Genomic DNA, 25,766 nt, shown 5'->3' with positions numbered 1-25,766 from the left:
TGCTTACGACTATCTTTACTTGAAATTTAAAACTTGATATGCTATCAACCTCAACATAAAACATAAAAAAACCTACCCTAAGAGCAGTTCTCAAGGTAGGTTTTATAATTTGAATTAGTCTGTTATTTGAAGATTACTCTTCCATCAGACTGATAGTGAACTCTTCGTAGTCAATACCATTATTACGATAAACTAATGTATCGAATACTTCATTGATATATCCGTCGTTATCCATAAAAGTGTAATTCAAATAGATAACATCTCTTTTTGTAGGATTATCAGGTGTTCCTCCCCACTGATCGCCATCGTTTACCCATACATTTGCTGTACCTACAGCTTCAACAGGTGTTGAACCTTCAACAGAACTTAATGATAAGCTCATTTGACCTTCAGCATCACTTGAAGGAAACTCGACAGCAAGCTGATGAGTCGCATCAACATACTTACCCATACTGTTCAGAACAATTGTTCTTCTACCAGAAGTAGATGCTGAAACAAGGGCATCTTCTACCACATAATCAGCTCTGTATACATCTGTTCTAATTTCATTGCCTGTCGCTTCATCAGTTACTACTGTCTTTCCTCTACGCAAATATTCACCATGCAATTCATTAATATATTTCACTGCAAAAAGTGTGTAGTTTTTAGGAGAAACTGTCCAGTCTGAATCCAAACGCAAATCAGGATTTTCAACCCCAGATGCAGGCAAACCACTCAACACCGAATCTGCCGATGTACCTGTTAATTTTAGAGGTAACACATAACGTCCTTCTACTGCTTTTGGATCTTCAAAGAAAGCATCCGTCAACTGAACTGGAATAAGACCAACAAAACTTCCTGCAGGAATTGTTACTTGATCTGTGACACCCAACTCATAGTATGAAGCAGGTAAAGCCTCAAACATGGTATAGTCACTCGCATCATCTTCTGGTTCTGCGAAAATAAGATTGTCAACCAAACTATTTTCAACTTGAAAATCTGCAGTCCAGTCTTTAGTATTTTCTCTCAAGCCACCGATGGCAACACCTACATTAAAACGGTATTCCTGATCCAAAGAGTTATCGTAATAATCCTCACCTAAGATTAGTGTTCTCACAGGCGATTGTATTGGGAAATAAACATTCTGCTGATCGAAATCAGGAAATTCATTTTCTTGGTTCCCAGGGTAACAAGCACTTAGTGCCAATCCAAGCGTTATAATTGATAAAATCTTTTTCATAATCTTTTCATGTTTCTTGACTACCAACCTTGATTTTGTATGATAGGATACTTTTGAGTCTCAGAAAGTGGAATAGGTCCATACTTCATATAAGAAGCATAATCTCTAATCTGAACTTCTGGATCAATTGTATAAGTATAGTTGCCAAAGCTTCCTGTTACATTTATACCTCTTACAGTCTCATTTAGGTCTTGATCCCAACGTCTCAAATCCCAGAAACGGAAGCCTTCAAATGCAAGCTCAATTCTACGCTCATTGCGGATCAATGCTCTAAAACCATCTTGGTCAAGCTCACTTAAATAAGCATTTGACACTCCTGCTCTATTACGAATACGTTCTATAATTTCACGAGGAGTAAAGCTGAATTTCTCTCCATTTTTATTTGGAATATCAATCATTGCATCAGGACCTCCAACCTCATTGGCCGCTTCAGCAAAGTTTAAAAGTACTTCCGTGTAACGGAATAGTGCATAAAAATACTCTCCTTTTTCATCATTAATACCTGTAAAATCAAGGTTATCATTGAGCAACTTTTTCATATAATAACCTGTGATTGAAGAAGCATTAATAATCGCTCCTTTCGCATCTTCCTCGCCCAAATTCGTATAGATCGTTCTACTTCCAAGATTATTCCCGTTGTAAACAACATAATCTGTCAGACGAGGGTCACGACCTGAGTAAGGGTCTTGCGGATCATAACCACTTCTTACATCAGTAATTGGGTAACCATTTGACATTGGGAATGCATCTACTAAGTTTTGAGTAGGGTTACTACGACCGCTTCCTGCTAATGATGGAGGATAATGAAATTGCTCAATTGTATTGGCTGGATTTGGAAGCTCATGTCTCCAAAGCACTTCAGAATCATCCTTATCTTGATAAAAACGATGTCCTGTAGATGAAATTGCATCTAGCCCACCATTCTTTAAAATCAAAATTCCAGCTTCTTGCGCTGCTTTAGTCCATTTCGTTTGATCATTTGTTGTATTGAAAAGCGGACTAGCCACGTGCAAAGTTACTCTTGACATAAGGGCATCAACACCTATATCTGTCAGACGGTGTTGATTACGTGCACCATAAACTACATTGTAAACCCTCACATAAGCATTATAATCATCAACCAACTGCGCTAGTGTTTCATCATCTTCTAATGACGCTCCAGCATCTGATAGTTCTTGTGCTTTGTCGTACATTGCAGCCCCTTTTTCGCCTTCATAAGCATCTTTTTCTTTATTCAAGATAGATGTCACTGAGGTAACAGGATCAATATCTGCATATTCTGGTGTCAATAATACTTGAGCATCCGTTAAATCACTAACAATTGAAGTCACTGTTTCATCGTAGCTAGGACGAGCTAATTGGAATTCATCATTTACACCATAGGCTTTAGTTACATAAGGGACACCAAGTAGCTCTCCGTTTACCCCCATACCACCATGTCTTTTTAGCAATTCGAAGTGATACCAAGCTCTCAAGCCTTTTGCTTCTCCTTCCAAACGCTTTAAGTATAGTGTATTTTCATCCTCAGAAAGGTATGACCAAGTCACATTTTCTAATCTTTCTAAGAAGTAATTGATATAAAAGATTTGCTTGTAATAAGACTCCCATTTTCCTTGTGGATTATCACTTGCATTCCACCCTCCTACTGCCATTGCGGTAGTGTTATGACCTACTTGATTAATCACTAAATCATCAGTACCATAATCCGTCAAATCTTTGTACGTACTAGGTAGCCCCGTGTAGGCATTCAATAACAATCCTTCTGCTAGAGCTGGATCTCTAAGAATCTGCTCTTCAGTAAGCGTGTTCTCTGGCTCAGGTTCCAAAAAGTCGTTACAGGCTCCTGTAAAGGCGAGCAATCCGACACCAATAGTTAAGTTTCTAATATATTTTTTCATCATCCAATGCTTTTATTTAGAAAGAGGTTTTCAGACCTACGGCAAAAGATCTAGTTTTTGGCGCTGACCCAATTCTCAAATCGATCAAGTCAATGTTTTCTCCCACAGCAAGAAGGTTCGATGCTCTTGCATACACATCAAATCCTTGCATTTTAAGCTTTTGAGCAATGCTTTGTGGGAAATGGTAAGTAAGCTGCACTACATCTAATCTGAAATGGTCTGTAGATTTCAACCAAAATGATGATACTTGATTATTGTTATTACTGTACACTGTCGAAAGTCTAGGAAGACTTGCATCAGTATTATCAGGAGTCCATGTATCTTTTACATACTCTGAATACTTATCCCCTAATGATGGGTAGATGTATCCATTTCTGAATTGTGCTTGACCTCCCATTTGTAAAGATCCAATTGCTTGTAGTTCCAAGCCTTTGTATTCTACTCCTAGGTTGAATGCCATACGTGTTCTTGGTGAAGAATTACCGATAACCACTTTGTCATTGTTATCAATCTTACCATCGTTATTGACATCCTTATATTTCAAGTCACCTGGTAATAAGCTACCAAATTGTGTTGGACTGTTATCGATTTCTTCTTGCGTTTCAAAATACTTCTCAAATACAAAACCTCTGATTCCATCTCTAATTTCTCCCGATCTTTTCAAGTAACTCAATTCCTCAGGATAATTTGGCTCATCAACTTTTACGTTCTTCGGAAGAATGTAACGGAAAGTACCCCCTGCATTTAACTTCACTGCTCCCAAACTCTTTTCATAATTGAGTGTAAGTTCAAGACCTGAGTGGTTATATTCTTCATAGTTCTGTACGATTGTAAATCCGCCCAAATAAGAAGGATAGATTCCGTCTACCGCTACAGGAATATCTGTTAGGGATGTATTGAAGTAATTTACATCTACATATAAAGAATTGTTGAAAAGCGAAGCATCAAGACCTATATTAAACTCCTTTCTAGTAGCGAAAGTAAGGTTCGGATTCTCAATGTTTTCGATTTCTATTTTATTGTTACCAAAACCTGATTGGTCTGGTCCATAATTATATTTGAAGCCTTCTGAGAAAATTGTTTGGTACTGATTTACCCCATTGAGCAGGTCTGTTTTAAGCAATCCTGCAGAAGCTCTCAACTTCATATAATTCACTACTGAGTTATTCTTCAAGAAGCTTTCTTCTGATAAAACCCATCCAAGTCCACCAGCAAATGATGTACCCCAACGGTTTTCAGGAGAAAGGTTGACAGAAGCCAAACGAGTTACACTAAGCTCAGCCACATACTTGTTATCTAACATATAGTTTGTACGTAAAGCAAAGTGAACATCTCTCAAGCCTTGAGGCGATCCATTGAAATCTGTACGTGTTGCATAAGCCAAACCAGTCGCAGAAACAGCATGTCTATCGTTAAAAGTACGATCGTAGTTCAATGTGCCGTAATAACCAATTCTACGAATAAAAGCTAAGTTTGTCTCTGTTTGAGTTCTTGTAAACTGATCTTCACCTACTTTAGTATATTCTAAGCTAGACTCACCCGTTAACTCATCAGGCACCATATTCTCCTCATACACTGCATATTGGTTTGTTGAACGAATAGTACTTGTATTTCTGAGGTTAAAAGTCATGTAACCTGTTGCTGATAAACCTTCTGTAAGCTCACTCAAATCGAAATCTAAACCTGCATTCACTTGACCGTTTCTGTACCAGTATTCGTCATAACCTTTGATGTACATATCTCCATAAAGGTTATCTCTGAATTGCTCCGAACCGCCAAGTACATACTGACCATCAATTACATATGCGGATTCTTGAAGTGAATCAGGAAGAGACGACAAAGGAATAAAAACACGTGAGTCTGTAGGATTTCTTTTAGAGGCTTGATCCCAAAAATCTGTTTGAGGACCTACTTTATTTTCAAGATTAAAAAGAACATCTACTCTACCACTAATTTTATCATTAACCTTAAAATCAGTATTGGCATGTATTTTAAACTTGTCTGTTCCTACTTTTTTACCATCTCCCAATTCATCTACTGCCAACAACGAACCTGTGTTCATGTAACTTGTATTTAAGTAGAAAGAGGCATTGTCATTTCCGCTTGACATCTCTGTGATGATCGATGTAAAAGGAAGGTTATCTCTGATGTAACGATCACTGAAGTAATCCTCGTTTGGTACATACGAGATTGAACCATCTCTTACTCCATTAATGAATTCTGGAGTGTAGATCGGATCTAAACCCGAACTTGTTTGAGCTACATTTAGGTATTCCAAATAAGTTGGTGCATCTAAATAATTAGGTAAAGAAACCGCCTTAGAAAAACCTGTTTCAACCAAGGCATTCAACTCTCTTTTTTGAGCTGTACCTCTTTTTGTAGTGATCAAAATTACACCACCGTCTGCTCTAGCGCCATAAAGTGCTCTAGCTGTGGCATCTTGAAGAACTGTTACTTCCTCAATTTCCATCATGGTCAAGTCTCCGATGTTCGTTCTCGGAATTCCATCGATCACAACAATTGGTGTTCCAATTCCTCTCGTACTCAAGATACGTCCGTTTAAGTGTGCTGTAATTCCTTGTCTTGCATCACCACCTAAAACATCACTAGATTTCACACTTGAAACCGCACCAACAATACGACGTTTGTTCGTTTTCCCAAAAGGCATATTCACTATATCCTCTTGAGCGGTATGAAATGGAACCGACTTTAGCGTCACCTTATTATTTGCCAGAAGGTCGTTTGCAGAAAGATAAATAACATCATAACCCTCTTTTTCAACTCTAATTAAATCTGTTGAACCTACTTCTAATTTGAATCTACCCTCAATATCAGTATAGGTAGATAAATAACCATCTTGCGTGGACACTAATGCACCAGTAACTGGCTGTCCATCTTCAGTATTCACTACAGCATCAAGCGTATTTTTACCCGCTTGGTCTTGACTGTAGGAATAGATTGTCATAGACCATGTCACTAAAAAGAGTGACAAGGATAATATATATTTAAATTGTTTTTTCATGACTTCATTTTTTGATAAATGATCAACTCTTACCAACCCGGATTCTGTGACATTCCTGGATAGATTTGTACTTGGTCATCTGGGAATGGGAACCAATAATGACGTCCCTCATCAAATACTTTTTCCCTAGCATGTACAACCTCTCTAAAGTTTGTCAAGTCTTGATCAAAGGCGATACCTCTATAGATCTTATTTTCAGGAAGGTGAGCTTTGTACCATCTTCTCAAATCCATCCATCTTAAACCTTCAAAACAAAGTTCTACTGAACGTTCTTGCTCAATTTTCTTCGTAAAATCAGCTTGATTTAGGTAAGAATTATGCACATCTACGTGACCAATTCTTCGTCTGATTGTGTTTACAGCCTCTATTGGTGTAAGTGATACCCCATCTACTGTATAAGACTTAGATGGACCTCCTACTTGATTAGCTGCTTCAGCAAACCAAAGGTAAACTTCAGCCAAACGTAGTCTCGGCATGATCATACGATAGTTGGTATAGTTGGCATCATCGAAACGGTTATATCCCTTTGGCCAAAATTTACGCATCAAGTAACCTGTTTCCGATTTGTCACTAATTGAGAAATCAATACCTCCTGTTGAACCGTCATTCCATAAATCTAAAGTCTTCAAGTTACTTCTTGAGTTATTCGGATTTTCAATCCATTCAACACCATGATGCAAGATGTTCATATGGAATCTTGGATCTCTATTTTCCCAACGTGCCACAGAATTTGGATCCCATGAAGGATCATCTTCAATGTTCAAACCATTTGCTGTTTCAAACATTTCTACCAAGTTCTGAGTCGGCGATTCTGCATTTCTGTTACCATGTGCGATATGGTTTGGAAAGAAACGTCTACCAATTGAGTTTGCAAAATACCCCTGTCCAGAATTAGTGTTATGGTTTGGCGAAAAGAAGATTACCTCTTTGGTATGAGGATAGTTACCATCCAGTGAAACCCAGATTTTCTCATAGTCTTCTTTAGGTAAAAGACCATACATTCCTGTATTTTGACCCAATGCAATTAATTCCAATGAAGTTTTTGCTGCTTCTTCGGCAAGTGCCAAATCATAGCTTTTCTTATCGGGCTGTACCCAAGGACTAGCCGCAAACAAAAGTGTTTTTGCTTTCCAACCTAAAGCCATTCCCTTTACAATTCGTCCATATTCATTTGCAGGACGAGTTTCAGGTAAAAACTTTAAAGCTTCGTCGAAATCTGCAACTACTTTTTCAGCACATTCTTTGAAACTCAAACGAGGTAAAAACTGATCGTCACTTGCAGTCAAAGCTTTATCAACGTATGGTACACCACCATAATATTGCATTAGCTCAAAATGGAAAAAGGCACGGAAAAAATATGCTTGACCTAAAATATAGTTCTTCTCTTCCTCAGTAGCTTCAACCAATTGGTCTATCTTATCAATGGCAAGATTGGCTACACGGATTCCTTTAATTGAACCATACCAAACTCCTCTTTTTTCATCCCATTCACTTCGGTTATTTGGGTTGTAATACATGAAATTGTGCTGTGAAGCAGAAGCGCTATTCGCATTATTTCTATACAAGCCATTGTCGCCCATTGCTACTTGTACTCCCCAACCTAACTTAGCTATTGTATGATCGGCCCAGTTTGGTGAACCTACAATTCCCCAATCAAATAGATCTGGAATTTGATAATATGCTTCATCTAAAAAACCTTGATAACCTGCATAATTACCAAAAATGAGTTCCTCATTCAGTAATGAGTTATCTGGCTCCTCTAGGTACTCAGTACAAGAAGAAAATCCTATAAGAAGCCCTACTAAATAAATATATTTTGTAAGTGTTTTCATTCCCTAGAAGTTTAAGTTGAATCCGATATTGTAATTTGCTACCAATGGATAGTTATCACGTTCGTAACTTCCACCTTCTCTATCTTCAGGTAAGTTTGACCAGAAATAAAGGTTATTACCATTTACAAATATCTTGGCACTGCTGATTTTTAACTTATCTAAAAATGGTGAATTCTGAATGGTGTATGCTGCTTCCAAAGTCTTCAAACGGATATAAGAAGCATCTACAAGATTAGCTTGTCCATCACTAGCTGAGTTCAAGAACCCTAGGTGAGCTAAATCAGCATCTGTGTTTGTAGGCGTCCATCTGTTCAAGTCACGTTCACGTACAATTGTTGCCTCTTGGAAGAAAGAAGAAAGATTGATATTACGAGTGATATTGTAAACCCCATAGAATTGAGCCATTAAGCTGAAACCTTTGTATGACAAACCTGTAGCTAAGTTGTAGGTATTTTGCGGACGGTTGTTTGGATAGCCATAAGGTACTATATCTCTTTCATCAATGACACCATCGGCATTGTAGTCAATTCGTCTGAACATACCTGGTAAGTTGTTCTCATTGGCCAAACCTTGAACACCTGTGTACATGTCATCCCAGTTTGAGATAATTTCATCATTCAGTGTTGTACGTGTTTGTCCAATCTGATACCCAGCTTGTTTTCTATATTCTTCCAACAATGGAGCATCTGCTCTCTTGATGATTATATCTCTTGAATAAGTATAGTTAGCATTCATCCATGCTGATAAATCAGGCGTAAAGCTTTTCTGAACTTTAAGTTCGATTTCAAAACCTCTGACTTCAGTCTCCCCAAGATTGGCAGGACCATTCTGTCCACCATTCCAAATTGGAGCTACGATATCAGCAGCAGGAACAAATATATCGGTACGGCGGTCAAAGAAGATATCTGTATTCAAAGTGATCAGATCACCGAAAAATCCTGTTTCAATACCAATGTTTGTTTTCTTTGCAACTTCCCAATGCAAATCTAAGTTACCTGGGTTACCTTCTGTGTAACGGATGTAAGGACTTGGCTGACGGTTTGGTTGACCAAATACTAAACCATTTGTTTGCCCTCTTACGTTATACTCTTCATCCCAAACAGCTCTGTACAAATTTTTGTCAATACCTTTATCACTACCAACTACACCATAAGAACCTCTGATTTTAAAGTGGTTCATTACTTCTTTTACAGGCTCAAAGAACTTCTCATTAGAAATATTCCATCCTAAGGCGAAAGAAGGGAAAAAGTCAAACTTATACTCTGGACCGAATTTTTCAGAACCATTGTATGCTCCGTTAAATTCGAAGAAATAACGTTTATCATAATTATAAGTAGCACGAGAAACCCATTGCTCTAGCTTCACTGGGAATAATGCTTGTACGGTGTTCTCTTCACGAGCGAAAAGTCCCATTGCAGAAACTTCATGCTTTCCAAAAGTACGAGCATAGTTGATTCTTGCTTGATAGTATAACTTAAACTTATTCTTATTATTGGAAGTAAATTGTTCGTAGCTATACTGGTTTCTATCGTTGATATAATTAAATCCATTTAATGGATCACGACCATCCTCAGAATCATTTGCCCAGATTATGTTTTCAGTACCATCTTCATAACGATAGCCTCTGAACACATTATATTTATCTACATTGGCAATATTTACACCTTCATTCTCTGTTTGGATTTCAGTATCATAAGAAACACGAACATCAGCTTTTAAACCTTTAATAACTTTCCCTAAGTCTTGTTCTAAGTTTACATCTGACTGTAACTGTGTTCTCTTTTTCACCTCATATCCTCCAAAGTTCAAGAATACAACTGCGTTTTTATATCTGTCACGGTTAACGTCCCATCCCCACATACCATTAGGGTATCTAATCACATAATCAGGTGGAAACTCCGTAAGTCCCTTATAAATATCAGCCGTTGTACCATCTGACTTACTCTGAATACCCATATATCCTGCTAAGTCGACCGAAAGCTTAGTGCTATTCGTAACTTTCATATCTAGGTTACTACGGAAGTTCATACGGTTGTAAGAAAACTCTGGGTCATAGCCTTGTCCGTAGTCTGTTGTTTTTAAGATATCTCCTTCATGTAGGTAGGCAAAAGAAGCAAAGTATTGAACCTTCTCTGTACCACCACTCACATTCATATTGGCTCTGTAGTTCAGGGCATAATCTTCAGTCATCCAATCTTGCCAATCCGTATCAGGATATAAGTATGGATCTGTTTGATCTCTATATTTTTGTAAGATATCTACTGGAGTATATTGCGACCATGAAGAGTGAGTTGGGATCTCACGCTCGATCGCCAAGTTTTTCATTCTAAGTGCATCGTATGATCCTAGTGGTTTTGGTATCCTTGAGATTGTTTTAATTGTTGTGTTACCTGAAACCGTTAGCTTAGGTTTAGAAACAGTACCTCTTTTTGTCGTCACCAAAATAACTCCATTCGCACCACGCACACCATAAACAGCAGTAGCAGAAGCATCTTTTAATACTGAAACGCTTTCAACTTCACTCACGTCGATGTCATTCATGCTACGCTCAATACCATTAACCAAGATTAATGGTCCTGCTCCGTTCCAAGTACCTTGACCACGAATAAAAATATCAATATCAGATTCTCCTGGTGCACCAGAATTAGATACTGTAGATACCCCTGGTAACAAACCATTTAAGGCACTACTCAAATTCGTTACACCACCAGCTCTTTGTAGCTCTTTTGAAGTTGTTGCAGTAATTGCTCCTACAACACTTTCCTTTTTCTGCTCACCAAAACCAATGACTACGACTTCCTCTAACTCTTCGGCATCAAGCTCCAAAGTAACATTAATTTGGGCCCTAGTCCCCACAAGTATTTCCTGTGTTTTAAAACCCAGATACTTAAATACAAGTATCATATTTTCATCATCTGCAGCTACGGTATAATTACCATTAAAATCGGTGATAGTACCTCTTGTATCTCCCGATCCATCGCTTTTAATAATGACGTTTACTCCTGGTAAAGGCTGCATATCTTCTGATGATATGACTGTTCCTTTTATAACTCTTTGTTGCGCCTGTAGCCCTGTAATGGCGAAGAGCATGAGCGAACAAAGGGTTAACCATTTGAAAGACACTTTATTCATTTCAAATAATTTAAGTTTAAAAATAACTGGAGGCGTTTTAATAGTAGTTTAAAGCTAGGGTCTTAGTTTTTGAGAGCTTAGTCGTATTGTCTATCAAAATGGTATTTTTAACACTTTCAAACACCTAGTCAATAAATGTAAACTTTACGTCAAAAAAATATCTGCTCATAACGCCTTAAAAAGTCACTTTAAAACTGTTTTAGCATGAAAATACTGTTCAAAAAGTCAATTTCAACACGAAAAAAACACTAGTATTTTAACATACTCGAACTCACCCAATACAGTTATAACATTGTGTTGTTTTGGTATATTTTAATTTATGTTAATATTCTACAATGTAGTTAGGAATTATTTTTTTTCAAAAATTCACAATGTCATAAGCAAGTTTAAATTCTAGCTCATTCATCCTTATGTTTTGCTCATATCGTTCAATAGGCTATATTTTAATAGTTCAAATAGTATACTTCTCTATAATATTTGAAATGAGATAATTACTATGAAAAAATCAATTTTAACACTACTGACACTCTTCTTATCCTTCTTTTCTGAGGCTCAAAGTACACAATGGGTCAATGAACATCAGTACCCAAATTGCATCCAAATTCAAAATGATTCTGTACGTGTGGTACTTGACCCAAATGTAGGAGGCAGGGTTTTAGTCTATGAAAAGAATGGGAAAAATGTATTGTGGGTAAATGAAAAAATGGATGGCATGCTTTGGGATGATAGCCTAAGCAAGTTTGAAGTCAGCGCCGGTAGATTCGATATTGGCCCTGAGAAAACAACTCCAAAACGTAATCAATTATTCAAAGGTAAATGGACTGCCGAAATTGTAGATCAATCGACTGCAAAACTGACAAGTATTGTTGATCCTTTACTGGAAGTACAATTAGTAAGGGTGTTCAAATTAAGTCCGAATAGTTCTCAATTGAGTTGTACACAAACTATTATCAATAAAAGTGCTAAAGCTAAATCATTAGCGCATTGGGGTAGAACATTTGTAAAAGGTGGAGGCATATGCTATGTTCCCCTAAATCCGTATAGTCGTCTTCCTAAAGGATATGCCTTGTATAACAAGAACCCTAGAAACAGCATAGACATCAATCCTGCGGAAGAGGAAAACATTGTAGCCTTCGATTCTTTATTGGTCATCAAAGGAAAGCCTTCACGTCCTAAATTTGTAATGGATTCTGATAAAGGTTGGATTGCTTATTCTTCTAAAAATGACCTACTTTTCCTAAAAACGTTTGAAATTTCTACTGATAAAGTATACGGGGATGTCATCGGAAACAGTATTTCGGTTTGGTATTATGAAAACGAAAAATGTGAACTTGAGCCAATTGGTCCTTTAGAACTTATCGGACCAAATCAAGAAGTCAGCTATACCGAAAACTGGTACCTTTTTGATTATCCTTTTAAAAGTGAAAATGCTAGTGCTCCAAATGAGGTACTGAACAAAATTTCACCTCTTTTATAGATTTAAAATCGAAAATTGATTAGAACACAGCTTCTAATAAAAGTTGGATTTTCTTTAAAGAAAAAAGCCCAATCTCAGTAGATGAGATTGGGCATTTTTTCGTTAGATATCTATTATTACTCTACGATAAGTTTAGATACAATAGATTGATCTTCACTAACTACTCTAAGGATAAATAATCCTTTAAGATTTGTAGGAAGTTGAATATCTTCAGAGTTACTCACTTCATTTGCATAAACAAGAACTCCTTCAGATGTATAGATAGAAAGATTCGCTTTCTCTACACCTCCTAATTGTACTTTAAATGACCCATTATTCGGATTAGGGAATACATTAAGTGAAAAAGATGTTGACGTTTCTACAACACTACTTAATTGTCTTCTTGCAGAACTTACAAATTGTTGCATTTCAGATGACAACTCATAATTTGAGAAGATTTTAATATCTCCAGCATATAATCTGTAATTACCATTTAATTGTTCCCACTGTCCTGAAACTGCTTCATAGTAACTTCCATATTTGCCTGTTGGTACGTCAAAGTATTCGTAGTGCCCTGCATTATTAGGGTCAGAAGTATTATAGGCTTCCATATTTACCATGACAGAAACAGTAGTATCTGCATTTTGGAAATGTAATTGTTTTACCCAGTTGTTTCCATCAAGCGTATAACCTGTCAAATTGTGGAATACATCATGGTTCTGACGTAGGTTAAGAACTAAGCTATAGAAATCGTACAAATCTCTTCTTACAGGGTCGTCATAATACTCCCACTTCACAGGTTTACGTCCTGTACGACCGTTATAATCAATATCATAATCATAACCAAGCTCTCCGAATTGCCAAACCATACGCGGACCAGGAATCAGCATATTGATTGCTGCTGCCAATTTCATACGTTTCATCAATTCAGTTTGATCATTTTTGATGAAATCACGAGCATACTCATGTGCGTGGTAAGCCAATCTTTGTTCGTCATGACTTTCCATATAACTGATCAAGTTATCAAAGTTAAAATCATGTGATGCATCCTTAGAATATGAATTTGAAATATCAGACTCATTCCAACCCAATACCATTTCTTCATATTTCTCAGTGACGGCTTTACCTCCCCACTGTAGCACTCCGTAATCTGCCAATACTTTATCTTCTGATTGATTTGCCAAATGTTCGAATACGACAATTGCATTAGTATTGTGAGCTCTCATTTGATCGATCATACGCGTCAAGTTATTCACACGTGATTGATCATAATCGCTACCCCAGTTCCAATCACCGTACCATTGCGTGTTACTGAATCCTTTTGTGAAGTCAAATCTAAAACCGTCGAATTTAAACTCTGTCATCCAGTGCTCAATCACACGATCAACAAAAGCTTGAGTGTGACCGCTGTCATGGTTAAAGTCAGAACCCCACCAAGCACCTGTATTGTCAACAAAGTTGTGATTGGCATTGAACCAAGGGTTATCAGCAGCTGGTTTGTTGTTGGCATCATCCCAATACATACGAGCTAATGCTACAGAATTAAAGGCATGATTGAGTACCAAATCATTAATTACTGCAATACCTCTTTTGTGTGCTTCATCGATAAATTCTTTCAAATCATTAGCAGTACCATAGGCTTTATCTGCTGCGAAATAATAATTCGGATTATACCCCCAACTGTCATTTCCTTCAAACTCACTTACTGGCATGATATGAATACAGTTGATTCCTAAAGCATCAATATAATCCAACTTCGCAGTTGCTGCTTTGTACGTTCCTTCTACTGTAAAATCTCTTAAGTGAAGCTCGTAAATATTTAGCTTGTTATGTGAAACTGGTGTAAAGCTATCCACCTCCCAAGCGTATGCGGATTGGTTTGTTTGTAGATAAGATGCGATCTCAGAAGTTTTATCGTAAGGATAAGGAAGTAAGTTTGGATATACGGTATCTGAGATATACTGATCATTATTCGGATCTGCAACCTTCTCCGTATAAGGGTCTGCCACTCTTATAGAACCATCGATCAAGAATTGATACAAATATTCTTTCCCTGCCGTTAATCCTGTCAACTCAATCCACCAAATATCTCCAGCAATTGTTCTTTTCAGCTTATAATTATCAGATACTTCCCAGTTATTAAAATCACCAATTAGGTGAACCACTTCTTTATTTTGCGTAGGAAGGTGTAAAACAATAGTTGCTTTTGTAGGATCGCTTCCATAGTTAACTCCGTAACTCAAGTCAGAAGTAGGTAAATCCTGACGAACAACTGCCGAATAGCTATTAACTTCTTGCGTCTTAGTTTTAGTCTCTGTTCCGTTTGAACTTGTAATACTAAGCTCATGAGAACCTGCTGATGTAAATGAAGTTGTCCAAGAAATCGAATTTACTGCCGTAGCAGAATAAACTTGAGTACCATCGATGCTTACTGTAAAATCAGAAGTTTCAGGAGCTGAAGCCTCCACAGGAACAGATGCTCCAACAGCAGCAACTGTATTTCCATTACTTGGCTCATCTAAAGTGAGGTAATATCCAGGATTGATAGCATAAACAAAATCACCTGATTCATCTTTTTCTTCCACAGAACCATCTTCATTTCTGAATACAAAAGTCAATCTGAAAATATCTTCATTTGCATCTGTAATGCCATAATAAGCTCTAGGGTTTAATGTAAACTCCCAAGTATCTGTTGTTCCAGCTACTTTCGTCATTTCTCCAAGACCATCATCAGCTCCCCAATTCCCTACAGGATGTTCCCAAGTTGTAGAAGAAAACCCTGAAGTGATTGCAGCTGAATGAAGATATACTTTAGTTGCTCCTACCAAAGATTGTGTCGCACCTTGTGATGCATCAAAACGAATAGTTACAGATTCATCATCTCTAGGTGTAGACGGGTTAAAAGAAACCACACCTGCAACTGCTTCTTCATCAAGTTCTAGGAAAAAGTTAGCACCACCATTATTAACTACGTTGTTCGGGTTGCTCGTATCATACTCATTTCTTAAAACCAACTGAATACGATACATATCTATCTCAGAAGGAACCCCGAAATAAGTGCGAGGAGTAATTGTTTTCACCCAATAGTTTCCTTCTCTTGTCATTTGACGAGCAGAACCAAAGTCATCCCAAGCACCGTTGCCATAATTCCAATCCGTACCATTTTCACTTGTGGTTACCACTCCTGCATGCATGAACACTCCGTTAGGTCCATTTTCCCAAAAGTTAGAATTCTCTTTATCAAAGTAAATTTTTACTTGATCACTACCCGACATGCTTGAACCAGAGACAGGCTCCATCCAAACACGTTGCGCCAAAAGTGAGTGTGAAAAAAAGAGAATTTGTACTAGACAAAACAGTAAAGCTTTTTTCATTTTCAGTTGGTTTTAGTCAGTAATAAACGAATAAGTATGTGATTTACACTTATTGCAAATCTAGATGATCATCTTGAATTTTTCGAATATTTTTATCTTCAAAAATTGATTCATCTAGCTCATAAAATGATTCATTTCATGAAATGACACACATAAAAACCTGTATTTGTTTACTTTAAAAAATGTATTATGAAAATTCGTCAAATCAAGAATTTTCATGATTTGACAAATAAATAACATGTTTAAAAAATAAAATCCACCAATTTCAATTGAATAAAGTTATTCAAACACTTAATGTAAATCCTCAAAACAACATCACAATGTTATGAACACAAACTATTCAATACTGAATCTTTATTTATGTTGATGAGTATTTAATTCTCGACTGTTTGTTTAAAATATGCTCGAGGTGTAAAGCCTGTTACCTTTTTAAATGCTCTATTGAAAGTTGACTTTGAATTGAAACCCACTTCAACCGATAACTCGCTAAAATTGGATTCCTCTTCAGCATTACTTACGCGATGAATAAACTCTTTAATTCTATGAGAATTGATATAGTCATTAAAGTTTTTTTTGTAAGATTCATTAATCAGATGTGACAAGGTATGAGTATTTGTTCCAATCATAGTAGCGACCTCTTTCATCGTTAATGTAGGATTTAGGTATATTTTTTCATCCTTAATCAAATGCTCTAAGGTGTATTTAAATTTTAAAATATCATTACTGAAAGACGTTGGAGAAGCTTCCTTTGGTGTTTTTAGTATCCCTATTTTACGTTTAAGTAAAGACGGATATTTTAAAGCATAATAAGTGATGAATACTGAGGGTAAGCCAAGCATTAGCCAAGTCATCTTGATACTTACATCTACATAAGGCAAAAGCATGTTTTCAGAGTAGAAATCAAATATGCCGATCAAGAAACTAAAACTCCAAACTACCAATATGGCCAAAAATATCCATTGTAGTCTTTTTAAGAGTTTTATCCTAAATATAGGCAAAGCTTCTGCACCATACCTGCTTGCTTTTTGAATTAGGTGATAGGTCTTTAACCAGATCAATACATTGAACAACAACGAAACAAAGCTGATAAGATATATTTGATCACTATACTCTTGATTGATAATTGATGACTTCAATTCTTCGGTAGGCTTAATCAATAAAGGTAAGAGCAAGCAAAAATGAATGATGCCACCACTCCACCAATACCATTTTGGTTTTACTTCTTGATCAATTTCCCTTTTTATCATTTGATAAACAAAGAACAAGTATAGGGGGCCATAGGAAAACCACAATAAATCGGGAAGTAAATATACATGAGGAATTACACTGAACAGCTCTGCATCATCGGACATCACTTTGATGATAAATGCAAAAGTGTAAAGTAAAATCAGAATGAATAAAGTTTGAACATAAGTCTGACCTCCTCTATCAATACTAAAAAGCATGGATAGAATTAACAACCCAACAGTACTAAACACTAAGCCTATAAATGAATATAGACTAAGTACATTTTCACTTAAATCTTCCCAACTGCTTATAATTACTGCAATCGTCTCTGGCTTATCTGATTTTTTACTGTAAAATCGATTTGGTCTGAAACCGCCACTATATCCTCCTTCAACCGAACTCCAAGAGCCTCTTGTGAACTTGTAATGAAATGAATCTATTTGTGCTGGTATCACTACTTCAAATACGCCATTCTTATTTGTGACCAAATAAGTAGAGTCAGCAATATTCCAATCATTAAAATCTGCCGCCAAAAATATTTTAGCTTCTGAGGGTGTATTCAAAGGAATACTCTTTAGTCTAATAGTTACATCTGAAGCTAAATCCGACCACTTCTCAATTTTGTGTACCAAAACTGTATCAGAAGCTTCTAATGGAGCTATATAAACTCTTTTATCTTCCACCTCTCCCAAGGCATTGGCTTCCATAGATAAATTACTACCTCTCGAAAAATTATACTCAAAAGAGCGTATTTCTTTTGGTAAACTTATCTCCCAAGTGCTAGAAGTAGAATCAAAGGCGAGCATAAAAGAAGAGTCTGCTACTTGCCAATTATTGAATGTTCCAGTCACAAAGATCGACTCCCCATTAGGTGTGAACTTAGGAACTTCATCCACCTTTAAAACAACTTGACTTATACCTTGAAAAGGTAAAAGAATTAAGATAAATAGAACAAGCCTTACCAAAGCTAAGCTTGGTAGTTTTTTCAGCAGTTTTAGTTTTTTCATTTTCATAGTCCGTTCAAACAGCACATATCCTTTTTTAACCTATGTTGTAAACTTTGTTAGCTAGTGGGTAAAATATAGATCAAAAATCCAGTTTACAATTTCACTTTCATAGATTAATCACCTCAAAAAACGTACTAATAACGCTTGTATTATCCTAAAACTCCTAATTTAATTACTTCATCAAATAGATAAATCCTCTATTTCTTTTTCTAATCGTGTGATATCAGAACGAAGCTTATGAATTAGAGCCCTACGCTTTTTTCTAAATCTTATAATTAACCAAACTGTGAATATAACTAAGACAAGTAATGAAGCCCTTAATATGTAAAACATATATCTTCTATTTGTTGCTGTCTCAGAGTGTATATTCTTCTCTAATAAAATCGTCATATCCTTCTTCAGATGGTCAATCGTCTCCACAACATCTTGGTAACTAGATGAATCTAAAAAAGTTTTATAGGTTTCAGCTGAATAAGAAGCATAAATGGTATCATCCTCAATCCAAGTCTTTTTCTTATACTTTATCCAATCATTTTCAAAATTTGAACTATCTGATGTGAAATCGATCCATTCAGTTAATGGTATCTTAAATGTTTGATTAGTTTTTATCACTTTGGGTAGCGTAAAATATTCCCCTAAGTCTTCCGGTTTAGGAATTTTAAACCAAGAATATAGAGGTCGTGGTAAAAATACTGTTGCACCATCTGAATTATCGTCAAATATGTATGAATTTTCTTTTGATTTGATATTGAGAATGGAGTTAGGTCTCTCTTTTTCAAATGAAAATGATAAATTATAATCAGAGCTTGTAATGTAAGTATATCCAAGTAATTCTTTTGAAATTGACTCAAAAACAGAATTTACACCTCCCTCTACATATAGATCATTCTTTAAATTGGCTATTTGACCTCCAAAATCAATTTTCCAATTCACATAATATTTTCCCCATCCGTCATCTTTTGTATCCATTGAAACAAATACATTTAACGAATTATCTGAATGGTGTTTTAGTTTTGTGATCTCTTTTTCTTCTTTTTTAATTCTTAATCCGTACTTAAAATCCTTAGTAAATTTATCATTAAGTCCTCCTTTCTGAGGAACATTTGTAGGATCATATATTAACGTATCACCATTAAAAACAAACTCTAGTACACAATGATCAAATGTCTGGCCACTGTATACATCTAATAGCCTTTTATCAAAGCCGTTATACTTTACTATTAACGGCCAAGACTCAATCCCTAGACACTCTAACATTTTAATAGTTAAAAGTGATTTTGATTTACAATCGCCAAAACCTTGTGTTAATACTGTTTCGGGGCGTTTTGGGTTGATCAAACCATAATCTAAATAATGAATATCTTTTTGACTATAATTTAAAATCGCATTAATCTTATCGGGTTTAGTTGTTATACTTTTGGTGAGTTCTTGAACTTTATCTTTGACTTTTTTTGAGGGGACCTCCTCCAGCTTAAAATTTTTTAGGTTTAATTTTATATAATCCTCCCATGAATCGCTTTCAAAGAAATAGATTTTTCGGTTGGTCGAATACCATTGAGGTACTTCAGGGAAATTCAATTCTTTATTATTACTTGACTCAAATTCGATAGAGGAGTAGGTACTTCCAATAGAAATTTTTGATTCAACATCGTAATTCAGAGTTCTATAAAATAAAGGTTGATCGTTTGAATATACAATTCTTACAATGTCCTTTCCTCTGAATTTTTGCTGGTAAGAATAATGTATCCGTTCAAGTTTGCCATATATATCCGGCTGTATACCTTCAATTGTATATGCGATCTCAATAATGTCCCCAACAGACACTCCTTCAAAAAAGACTTTGATTTTAGCATCTTCATCATATCGATTTCCCCCAATTTGTTTACCATATAACTCAAACTCGGTATGCAATTGGGTATTCATTGGTATGATACGATCACCTCTGTGTATATTTACCACATTGACCTTACACACTTGATAGCTTGGTTCATATTTCCAAAAAAATGATTTTATCTTATTTAAACCATCTATGTTATTTAGGTAATAATAGTAATGACTAAAACTTTCTTTCGTAATATGATTATATTGTTCATCACTTTGAATTAGTACTAAATCAAGCTTATAATTATCCTCAAGCTTTGGCTTCGGGTATTTTTTCACCCAACTTGGTGTTGTAGCAATTTCAAACCCTCTTAAATTAACTTGGGCTAATGTTTGGGTTACAGACATTAGTAATACCAGAACAAAAAAATATAAGTATTTAAAAAAATATCTTTTGGAGCTAAAAACATTAAAGATTAGTTGCACTATATATCTCTTATTCATAAATCAACTTTAGAGTCTAAAAAATATACTTAATGTAATTGAGTAAAAACTTATAAGCCAAATATAAATAAACCTATTTAATATCGACCTACATTAGGTAATTATAAACATAATACACACTAAAACACTCATTAAAAACACATTACCTATTCCGATAGATAGATATGTATAAAAAATAAAACCACCCTAAATCCATATCTAGGGTGGTTAATTTGTTTAGACTAATACCAGTAAGTCTCTATTCCTTAATCAACTTTTGCGTTGATACTTTATCATCAGAAATAGTTTGAAGAATATAGATTCCTGCATCTAGTTTCGGTAATGACATACGGATTGTTTTAGAGCCTTGTACTTGGTGTACCTCTTGTTCCATTACTTGACCTGAAACACTAATAAATCTAAGCGTTACTTCTTGAACAGACTCAGAAGAAAGTTTGATACTCAGTTTACCACTAAATGGATTAGGGAATGCTGTTACATCTTCCAATACCGAAATTTCTTTTACATTTTCAGCCCTTCTTGAAGCTGGCCCAAAGAATGTTTCAAAGTTATCGGCATAACTATAACCACCTGTAGCATCCCAGTTTACCGACCAAGTCATCATACCTCTGAAGTTAGGATATCCAGAAGGATTTACCATGGTGTAACTTCCTCCGAAAGGAATACCGTTTACCAAGTAATTCAAAGCCGCTTGTACTTCACTTGGCTCTGCATATCCACCAGCTGGAGCAGCAGGAGGCGTGGCTGGCAATCCGATCGCTACTTGATCTTCTCTGAAAGCAGGGAAGAAACCTGCTGGACTCTTTGTTTCAAAACCTTGAAGCATCATTTCACACATCGCTACAATGAAATCTGAATTCCCTTGTGTGTAAGCCTGCCCGTCAAGCCCAAGCATACTACCCGTGTTGTACAACTGAACATGAACGAAGTTTAGGTCATCTTTCAAGGCATAAAGAATAGGAAGGTATCCCCCCCAAGAACCACCATAAGCTATAGCTCCACCTTGTACATAAGCGGTCTCAGGAGCTGCTGTCAGCATTAAGGCTCCGTTGAAGTGAGCTACAATTTGTTTAATCCCCTCTATAAAGTAGACAATACGTGGCGTTGTAGGATTTTTGAAATCAAGGTCTCCGCTATTTAGGGTTAGAGAAGAACCTTCTAAGTCAATATCCATCCCGTCAAAACCATATGTCTCTATAATGTCGATCATAGACGTAACAAATTTTTGTTGCTCTGTTTCATTGTCCAGATGAACAACACCATTTGCTCCACCTATCGAGATTTGAACTTTCTTACCCAAACTTTGCAAGTAAGCCACATCTTCAATAAATGCCTGACGAGATGCTGCCGTAGGTTCATACCCTTGGTTGTTTATATCAATCGGATTGAAAACCATTGTGTTATCAATATCTCTGAGTGTAGGCTCTGCAAATGACGCATTGATTACATTGTATGAAAGATCCACATCTCTCAATCTCATATATGGAGCACTCGCATTTTCCCAGTTGTGCCAGTAACCTACAAGAACTTGATCTGTAAAGGCTACATTTTCAGATACGGTAACCTGAATACTTGAAGTTGTAGTTTGGTTTTCGTTATCTGTAGCACTTGCTGTAATGGTGTAACTTCCAAATGCTGAAGGTGTCCAAAAAGCAGTAGTTCCATCAAATGTTTGTCCGTCTACAGAAATAGAAGAGGCTGTAATTGTACCATCTGCATCCGTTGCATTGATTACAATCGAAATACTTGACAGATTTACCTGCTTAATATTCTGTCCATCAGTCAAGTTTGTAAAGCTAACTACAGGTACTTGTGGCCCTTGAGGTTCTTCTACATTTACTGAAATAGAACTTGTTGTAGAAGCTCCTTGATCATCTGTAGCCGTTGCTGAAATGGTATAAACACCATATGCTGAAGGCGTCCAAGATGTTGAACTAGCATCGAAAGTTTGACCATCTACAGAAATAGAAACACTTGCAACAGTTCCATCAGCATCAGAAGCCTCAACAGCAATTGAAGTAGCCACTAGACCTATGATTGTAGCATTATTTGAAGGAGCTGTAAAACTTACTACCGGCGCTTCATTACTAGAACCAGTACATGGCCCAAGAGATTTCCACCAATGGTTGGCCGTTCCTGGTAATACATTATAAAGGTTATTTACTTGAGCTTCATACAGAATTCCTTCATAGCTCACTTGATCTCCACTATTATAAATTCCTCCTTCGGCATAACTTTTATATTCTTCTACTCCTGCACAACCTTCCGTCACTGTCTCTTCTTCCACAGTCACCGATATCGTTTCTGATACAGACCCCGTAGCATTTGTTGCTGTTGCAGAAATGGTATAAGAACCAAAATCTGATGGAATCCAAGAGGCAGATGTTCCATTGAACGTTTGACCATCTACAGAAATTTCTACATTGTCTGCGTCTGTTGTATTCACAGAAATTGAGATTGGAGAAAGACTTGTAACCGTAAATACCTCATCATTTGATGGTGCACTAAAGCTCACAGAAGGAAGACCTGGTTGAAGTATACTTAATGTGATTGATTTAGTTGTTATTTGGTTTGCATCGTCAGTAGCAGAAGCTGTCACTACAAAATCACCATATGAAGAAGGGGTGAATGAAGCCGTTGTACCATTTGTTGTCACTCCATCCACTTCAATGCTAGAGCTTACCACAGTATTGTCATCCGAAACAGAAATTTCAATAGAAATGGCTTCAAAATTCGCTTGAGTAAAGGATGTATTTCCATTAGGACTAACGAAATCTACAGACGGAGCATCATCTCTCACTACACCACCATCGCATGGCGCTAGCAAACTCCAAACAGACGGATTCAATTCAGGATCTTTACCAACAGACCACCACGTTAATAAAGAATAAACATTTCCATTAAAAGAAATTTCCATTCCATTGGATTGATAAGTCGTAGCACTATCCCATTCATCATATTGAGAGCAATCTAGCACCGTACCAGGGCAAGCCGATTGTAACTTCCATACATCAGCAGTTCCCGGAGTTTGAGATGCTCCTGCTTCCCAACCTGCCTTATACAAGAATCCGTTGTAAGAAACTTCTGAACCCGTAGGAAATGTTTGAGCCGACCATGGAGTTCCACAAGTTTCTACGATTGAGACCGAAGAACTAGCAGAAGCAGTTGCTCCTTTATCATCAGTAACGGTTACTTCAATAGTAAAATCACCAAAAGCAGAAGGTGTCCAAGAAGCTGGAGAAGAAGTAAAAGTATGTCCATCTACAACTATAGAAGTTGAAGCAATACTTCCATCTAAATCAGATGCTGAAATTTCAATTGAAATAGGAGCAAGACTTGTCGCTTGAATTGTACTTCCATCTATAGGAGCATCTATGCTCACTACAGGATTTTCATTCGGACAATCTCCACCAACACACAGTACACTAAAAGTAGTTTGTGTACTCGATGTCGCTCCACTATTATCTGTAGCTGTTGCTACAACTGTATAACTTCCGAAAGCATCTGGTGTAAATGAAGCAGTGTAAGAACTTCCGCTAGCAGTCCCATTAATTGTAGCCCCACCGTTTACTTTAAAAGTTACTGAAGAAATTGCACCGTCAGTATCTGTAGCTATAGCCGAAAGTGTAATCGCATCAAATGAGGTAGATTGTTCGATCACACTATTGTTTGTCGGTGCTGTAAATGCAATACTTGGAGAGCCATCATTCAAGGCAAAAGTACTATTTAATGTATTTACTAGAGGTGCTTTAGTTCTAGAGTCGTAAGGCAATTTACTCGCATAAGTTTCTTCAATTCCTTGGAAATCCAAATCTCCAAATATATGCCATACAATGACTCCACCAATGTTATTATCGTTGACGTACTCTGCTTTAAGCTGAATAGATTGTTCGTTATCAAAACTAAGGAAATAGTTATCTTTTGTCAGATAAGGAACCTTTGCTTCATCATCCCAATGATATGTCCAATCCGAAGTATGATCATCAATGTATCTGAAAGTTGGTGTTGCATCGAATAATCCAAAGTTTGTAAAGTCTCCAGCAGTCAAAACTGGGCCATCAGGTTCTACCGTCTTTGGCACTTTAACCGTAGGTGCATTTAAGTCTGCGGCACCATCCGTAATTACACCTCTACCATAAAAACCTACTCCCATATTGATTTTAGAAGGGCTAACACCCATTCCTACTAATGCTTGGAAGGTATCATTCCAAGATTGTGCTCCATACTCTTCACCTTCATAAGAATATAATGGTGAATTATGTCCTGCTATATTTGACCAACCTCCATGAAAGTCATAACTCATCATATTGAAGTAATCCATCGTTTCTTCCAGAGCTGCCCATTCGAAGTCTACTAATTTTGCAGGCTGAGCACTGAAAGCCGCTGTTATTAATTTATCGGCTCCAATAGCATCTCGTATTTCTTGAACTAAGGTTGTAAAGTTTTGATAATCATCCTGACCATAGTTTTCAATATTCATTCCTACAGAACCCGGATACTCCCAATCAAGATCAATCCCGTCGAACCCCATATTGATGAGGGTAACACAGTCATTTATAAAATTTGCTCTCAATTGAGGATCACGAGCCATCTCAGGAAAATGTTTACACATTGACCAACCACCAATGGAAGCCATTGCTTTAACTCCATTTTGTTTACATAATTCCAATAACCCTGGTGCACCACCTTCTTTGGGCATTGGGATTGGCATCTGACCAGAAAGACCCGTTTGCGAATTTGACCAAGTAGTTCCATTGGTTGTGTACCCTGCCGCCTCAGCTTCTGGGGTTACCTCCCAAAGTAAATCTAGTTCGCCGTATAACAACCAGTAATCCCAACTGCTGTACACATCTGGATGAAGAATTTCACCCGGTTCTTGTACTTGTCCTGCTTGATAAATGCTTTTGTTTCTCAAATCTCCACTATGAAGTGTACCGTCTTTTGCAACCCCAAAAAATGAGAAATTTAAGATGGTGTATTGAGAGTAATCAATGTTTAATTGATTGTATGCTCCTTTTGCAGGAACACCGTGGTTTACATCTTTCCATGCATCCCATTGAGTGAAGTAACCGATGATTTCCTTTTGGTGATCAGTCGTAGAGTGGCTAGCTCCACTGTTGGCTTGTCCGAAGACAACCTGTGCTGAAAAAGATAGCCAACAACTTAAAAGTACCATTAAAGCCTTGCTCCAAGTGGAGTTTTCAAAGCGTAAGTGAAAGTCCATGCTTATGTTTTTTTAGCGTTGAAAAATGATTAAGATCAAATAGTATGTTG

General features: G+C 36.7%; 10 protein-coding genes. 1 reads left to right on the top strand and 9 read right to left on the bottom strand.

The genetic code is table 11. From position 1 onward, the window contains the following. Positions 1-133: 133 nt before the first annotated feature. Genes BC781_RS23900 through BC781_RS23880 form a run of 5 tightly spaced genes read right to left on the bottom strand, consistent with a single transcriptional unit; the run spans position 134 to position 11,103 of the window. The gene (locus BC781_RS23900; protein WP_109622791.1) at positions 134-1,219 is read right to left on the bottom strand and encodes a BT_3987 domain-containing protein; all 1,086 of its coding nucleotides are present in this window, start codon (positions 1,217-1,219) and stop codon (positions 134-136) included. Positions 1,220-1,239: 20 nt separating this feature from the next. Continuing rightward, positions 1,240-3,120, bottom strand: coding sequence for a RagB/SusD family nutrient uptake outer membrane protein (locus BC781_RS23895; RefSeq protein ID WP_109622788.1), 1,881 nt, complete (start codon positions 3,118-3,120; stop codon positions 1,240-1,242). 13 nt (positions 3,121-3,133) lie between these two features. Beyond that, on the bottom strand, positions 3,134-6,139 hold the full coding sequence (locus tag BC781_RS23890) for a SusC/RagA family TonB-linked outer membrane protein (RefSeq protein WP_146201771.1): 3,006 nt from the start codon (positions 6,137-6,139) through the stop codon (positions 3,134-3,136). A gap of 29 nt (positions 6,140-6,168) precedes the next feature. Then, positions 6,169-7,971: a RagB/SusD family nutrient uptake outer membrane protein gene (locus BC781_RS23885; protein ID WP_109622784.1), complete on the bottom strand. Its 1,803-nt coding sequence runs from the start codon at positions 7,969-7,971 to the stop codon at positions 6,169-6,171. A gap of 3 nt (positions 7,972-7,974) precedes the next feature. Then, complete coding sequence (locus BC781_RS23880; protein ID WP_109622782.1) at positions 7,975-11,103, bottom strand: SusC/RagA family TonB-linked outer membrane protein; 3,129 nt, start codon at positions 11,101-11,103, stop codon at positions 7,975-7,977. Between the two features lie 496 nt (positions 11,104-11,599). On the opposite strand from BC781_RS23880, the gene BC781_RS23875 reads away from it, so the two are divergent. Beyond that, positions 11,600-12,580: a hypothetical protein gene (locus BC781_RS23875; RefSeq protein ID WP_109622779.1), complete on the top strand. Its 981-nt coding sequence runs from the start codon at positions 11,600-11,602 to the stop codon at positions 12,578-12,580. A 116-nt stretch (positions 12,581-12,696) separates the two neighbouring features. Here BC781_RS23875 and BC781_RS23870 read toward each other — a convergent pair whose 3' ends face one another. From BC781_RS23870 to BC781_RS23855, 4 genes are all read right to left on the bottom strand, one after another. Then, a complete protein-coding gene (locus tag BC781_RS23870; RefSeq protein ID WP_109622777.1) occupies positions 12,697-15,933 on the bottom strand; it encodes an alpha-amylase family glycosyl hydrolase in 3,237 nt (1,078 codons plus the stop codon). A gap of 374 nt (positions 15,934-16,307) precedes the next feature. Beyond that, a complete protein-coding gene (locus BC781_RS23865; protein WP_158281574.1) occupies positions 16,308-18,167 on the bottom strand; it encodes a helix-turn-helix domain-containing protein in 1,860 nt (619 codons plus the stop codon). Between the two features lie 180 nt (positions 18,168-18,347). Continuing rightward, positions 18,348-20,492: a DUF3857 domain-containing protein gene (locus BC781_RS23860; protein WP_109622773.1), complete on the bottom strand. Its 2,145-nt coding sequence runs from the start codon at positions 20,490-20,492 to the stop codon at positions 18,348-18,350. A gap of 238 nt (positions 20,493-20,730) precedes the next feature. Next, a complete protein-coding gene (locus tag BC781_RS23855; protein WP_109622771.1) occupies positions 20,731-25,716 on the bottom strand; it encodes a glycosyl hydrolase family 18 protein in 4,986 nt (1,661 codons plus the stop codon). Positions 25,717-25,766: the final 50 nt, after the last annotated feature.

The organism is Sediminitomix flava (genome assembly GCF_003149185.1).
GTDB lineage: Bacteria > Bacteroidota > Bacteroidia > Cytophagales > Flammeovirgaceae > Sediminitomix > Sediminitomix flava.
The sequence above is the reverse complement of the archived record's forward strand: the minus strand, read 5'-3'. Positions and strand labels throughout refer to the sequence as shown.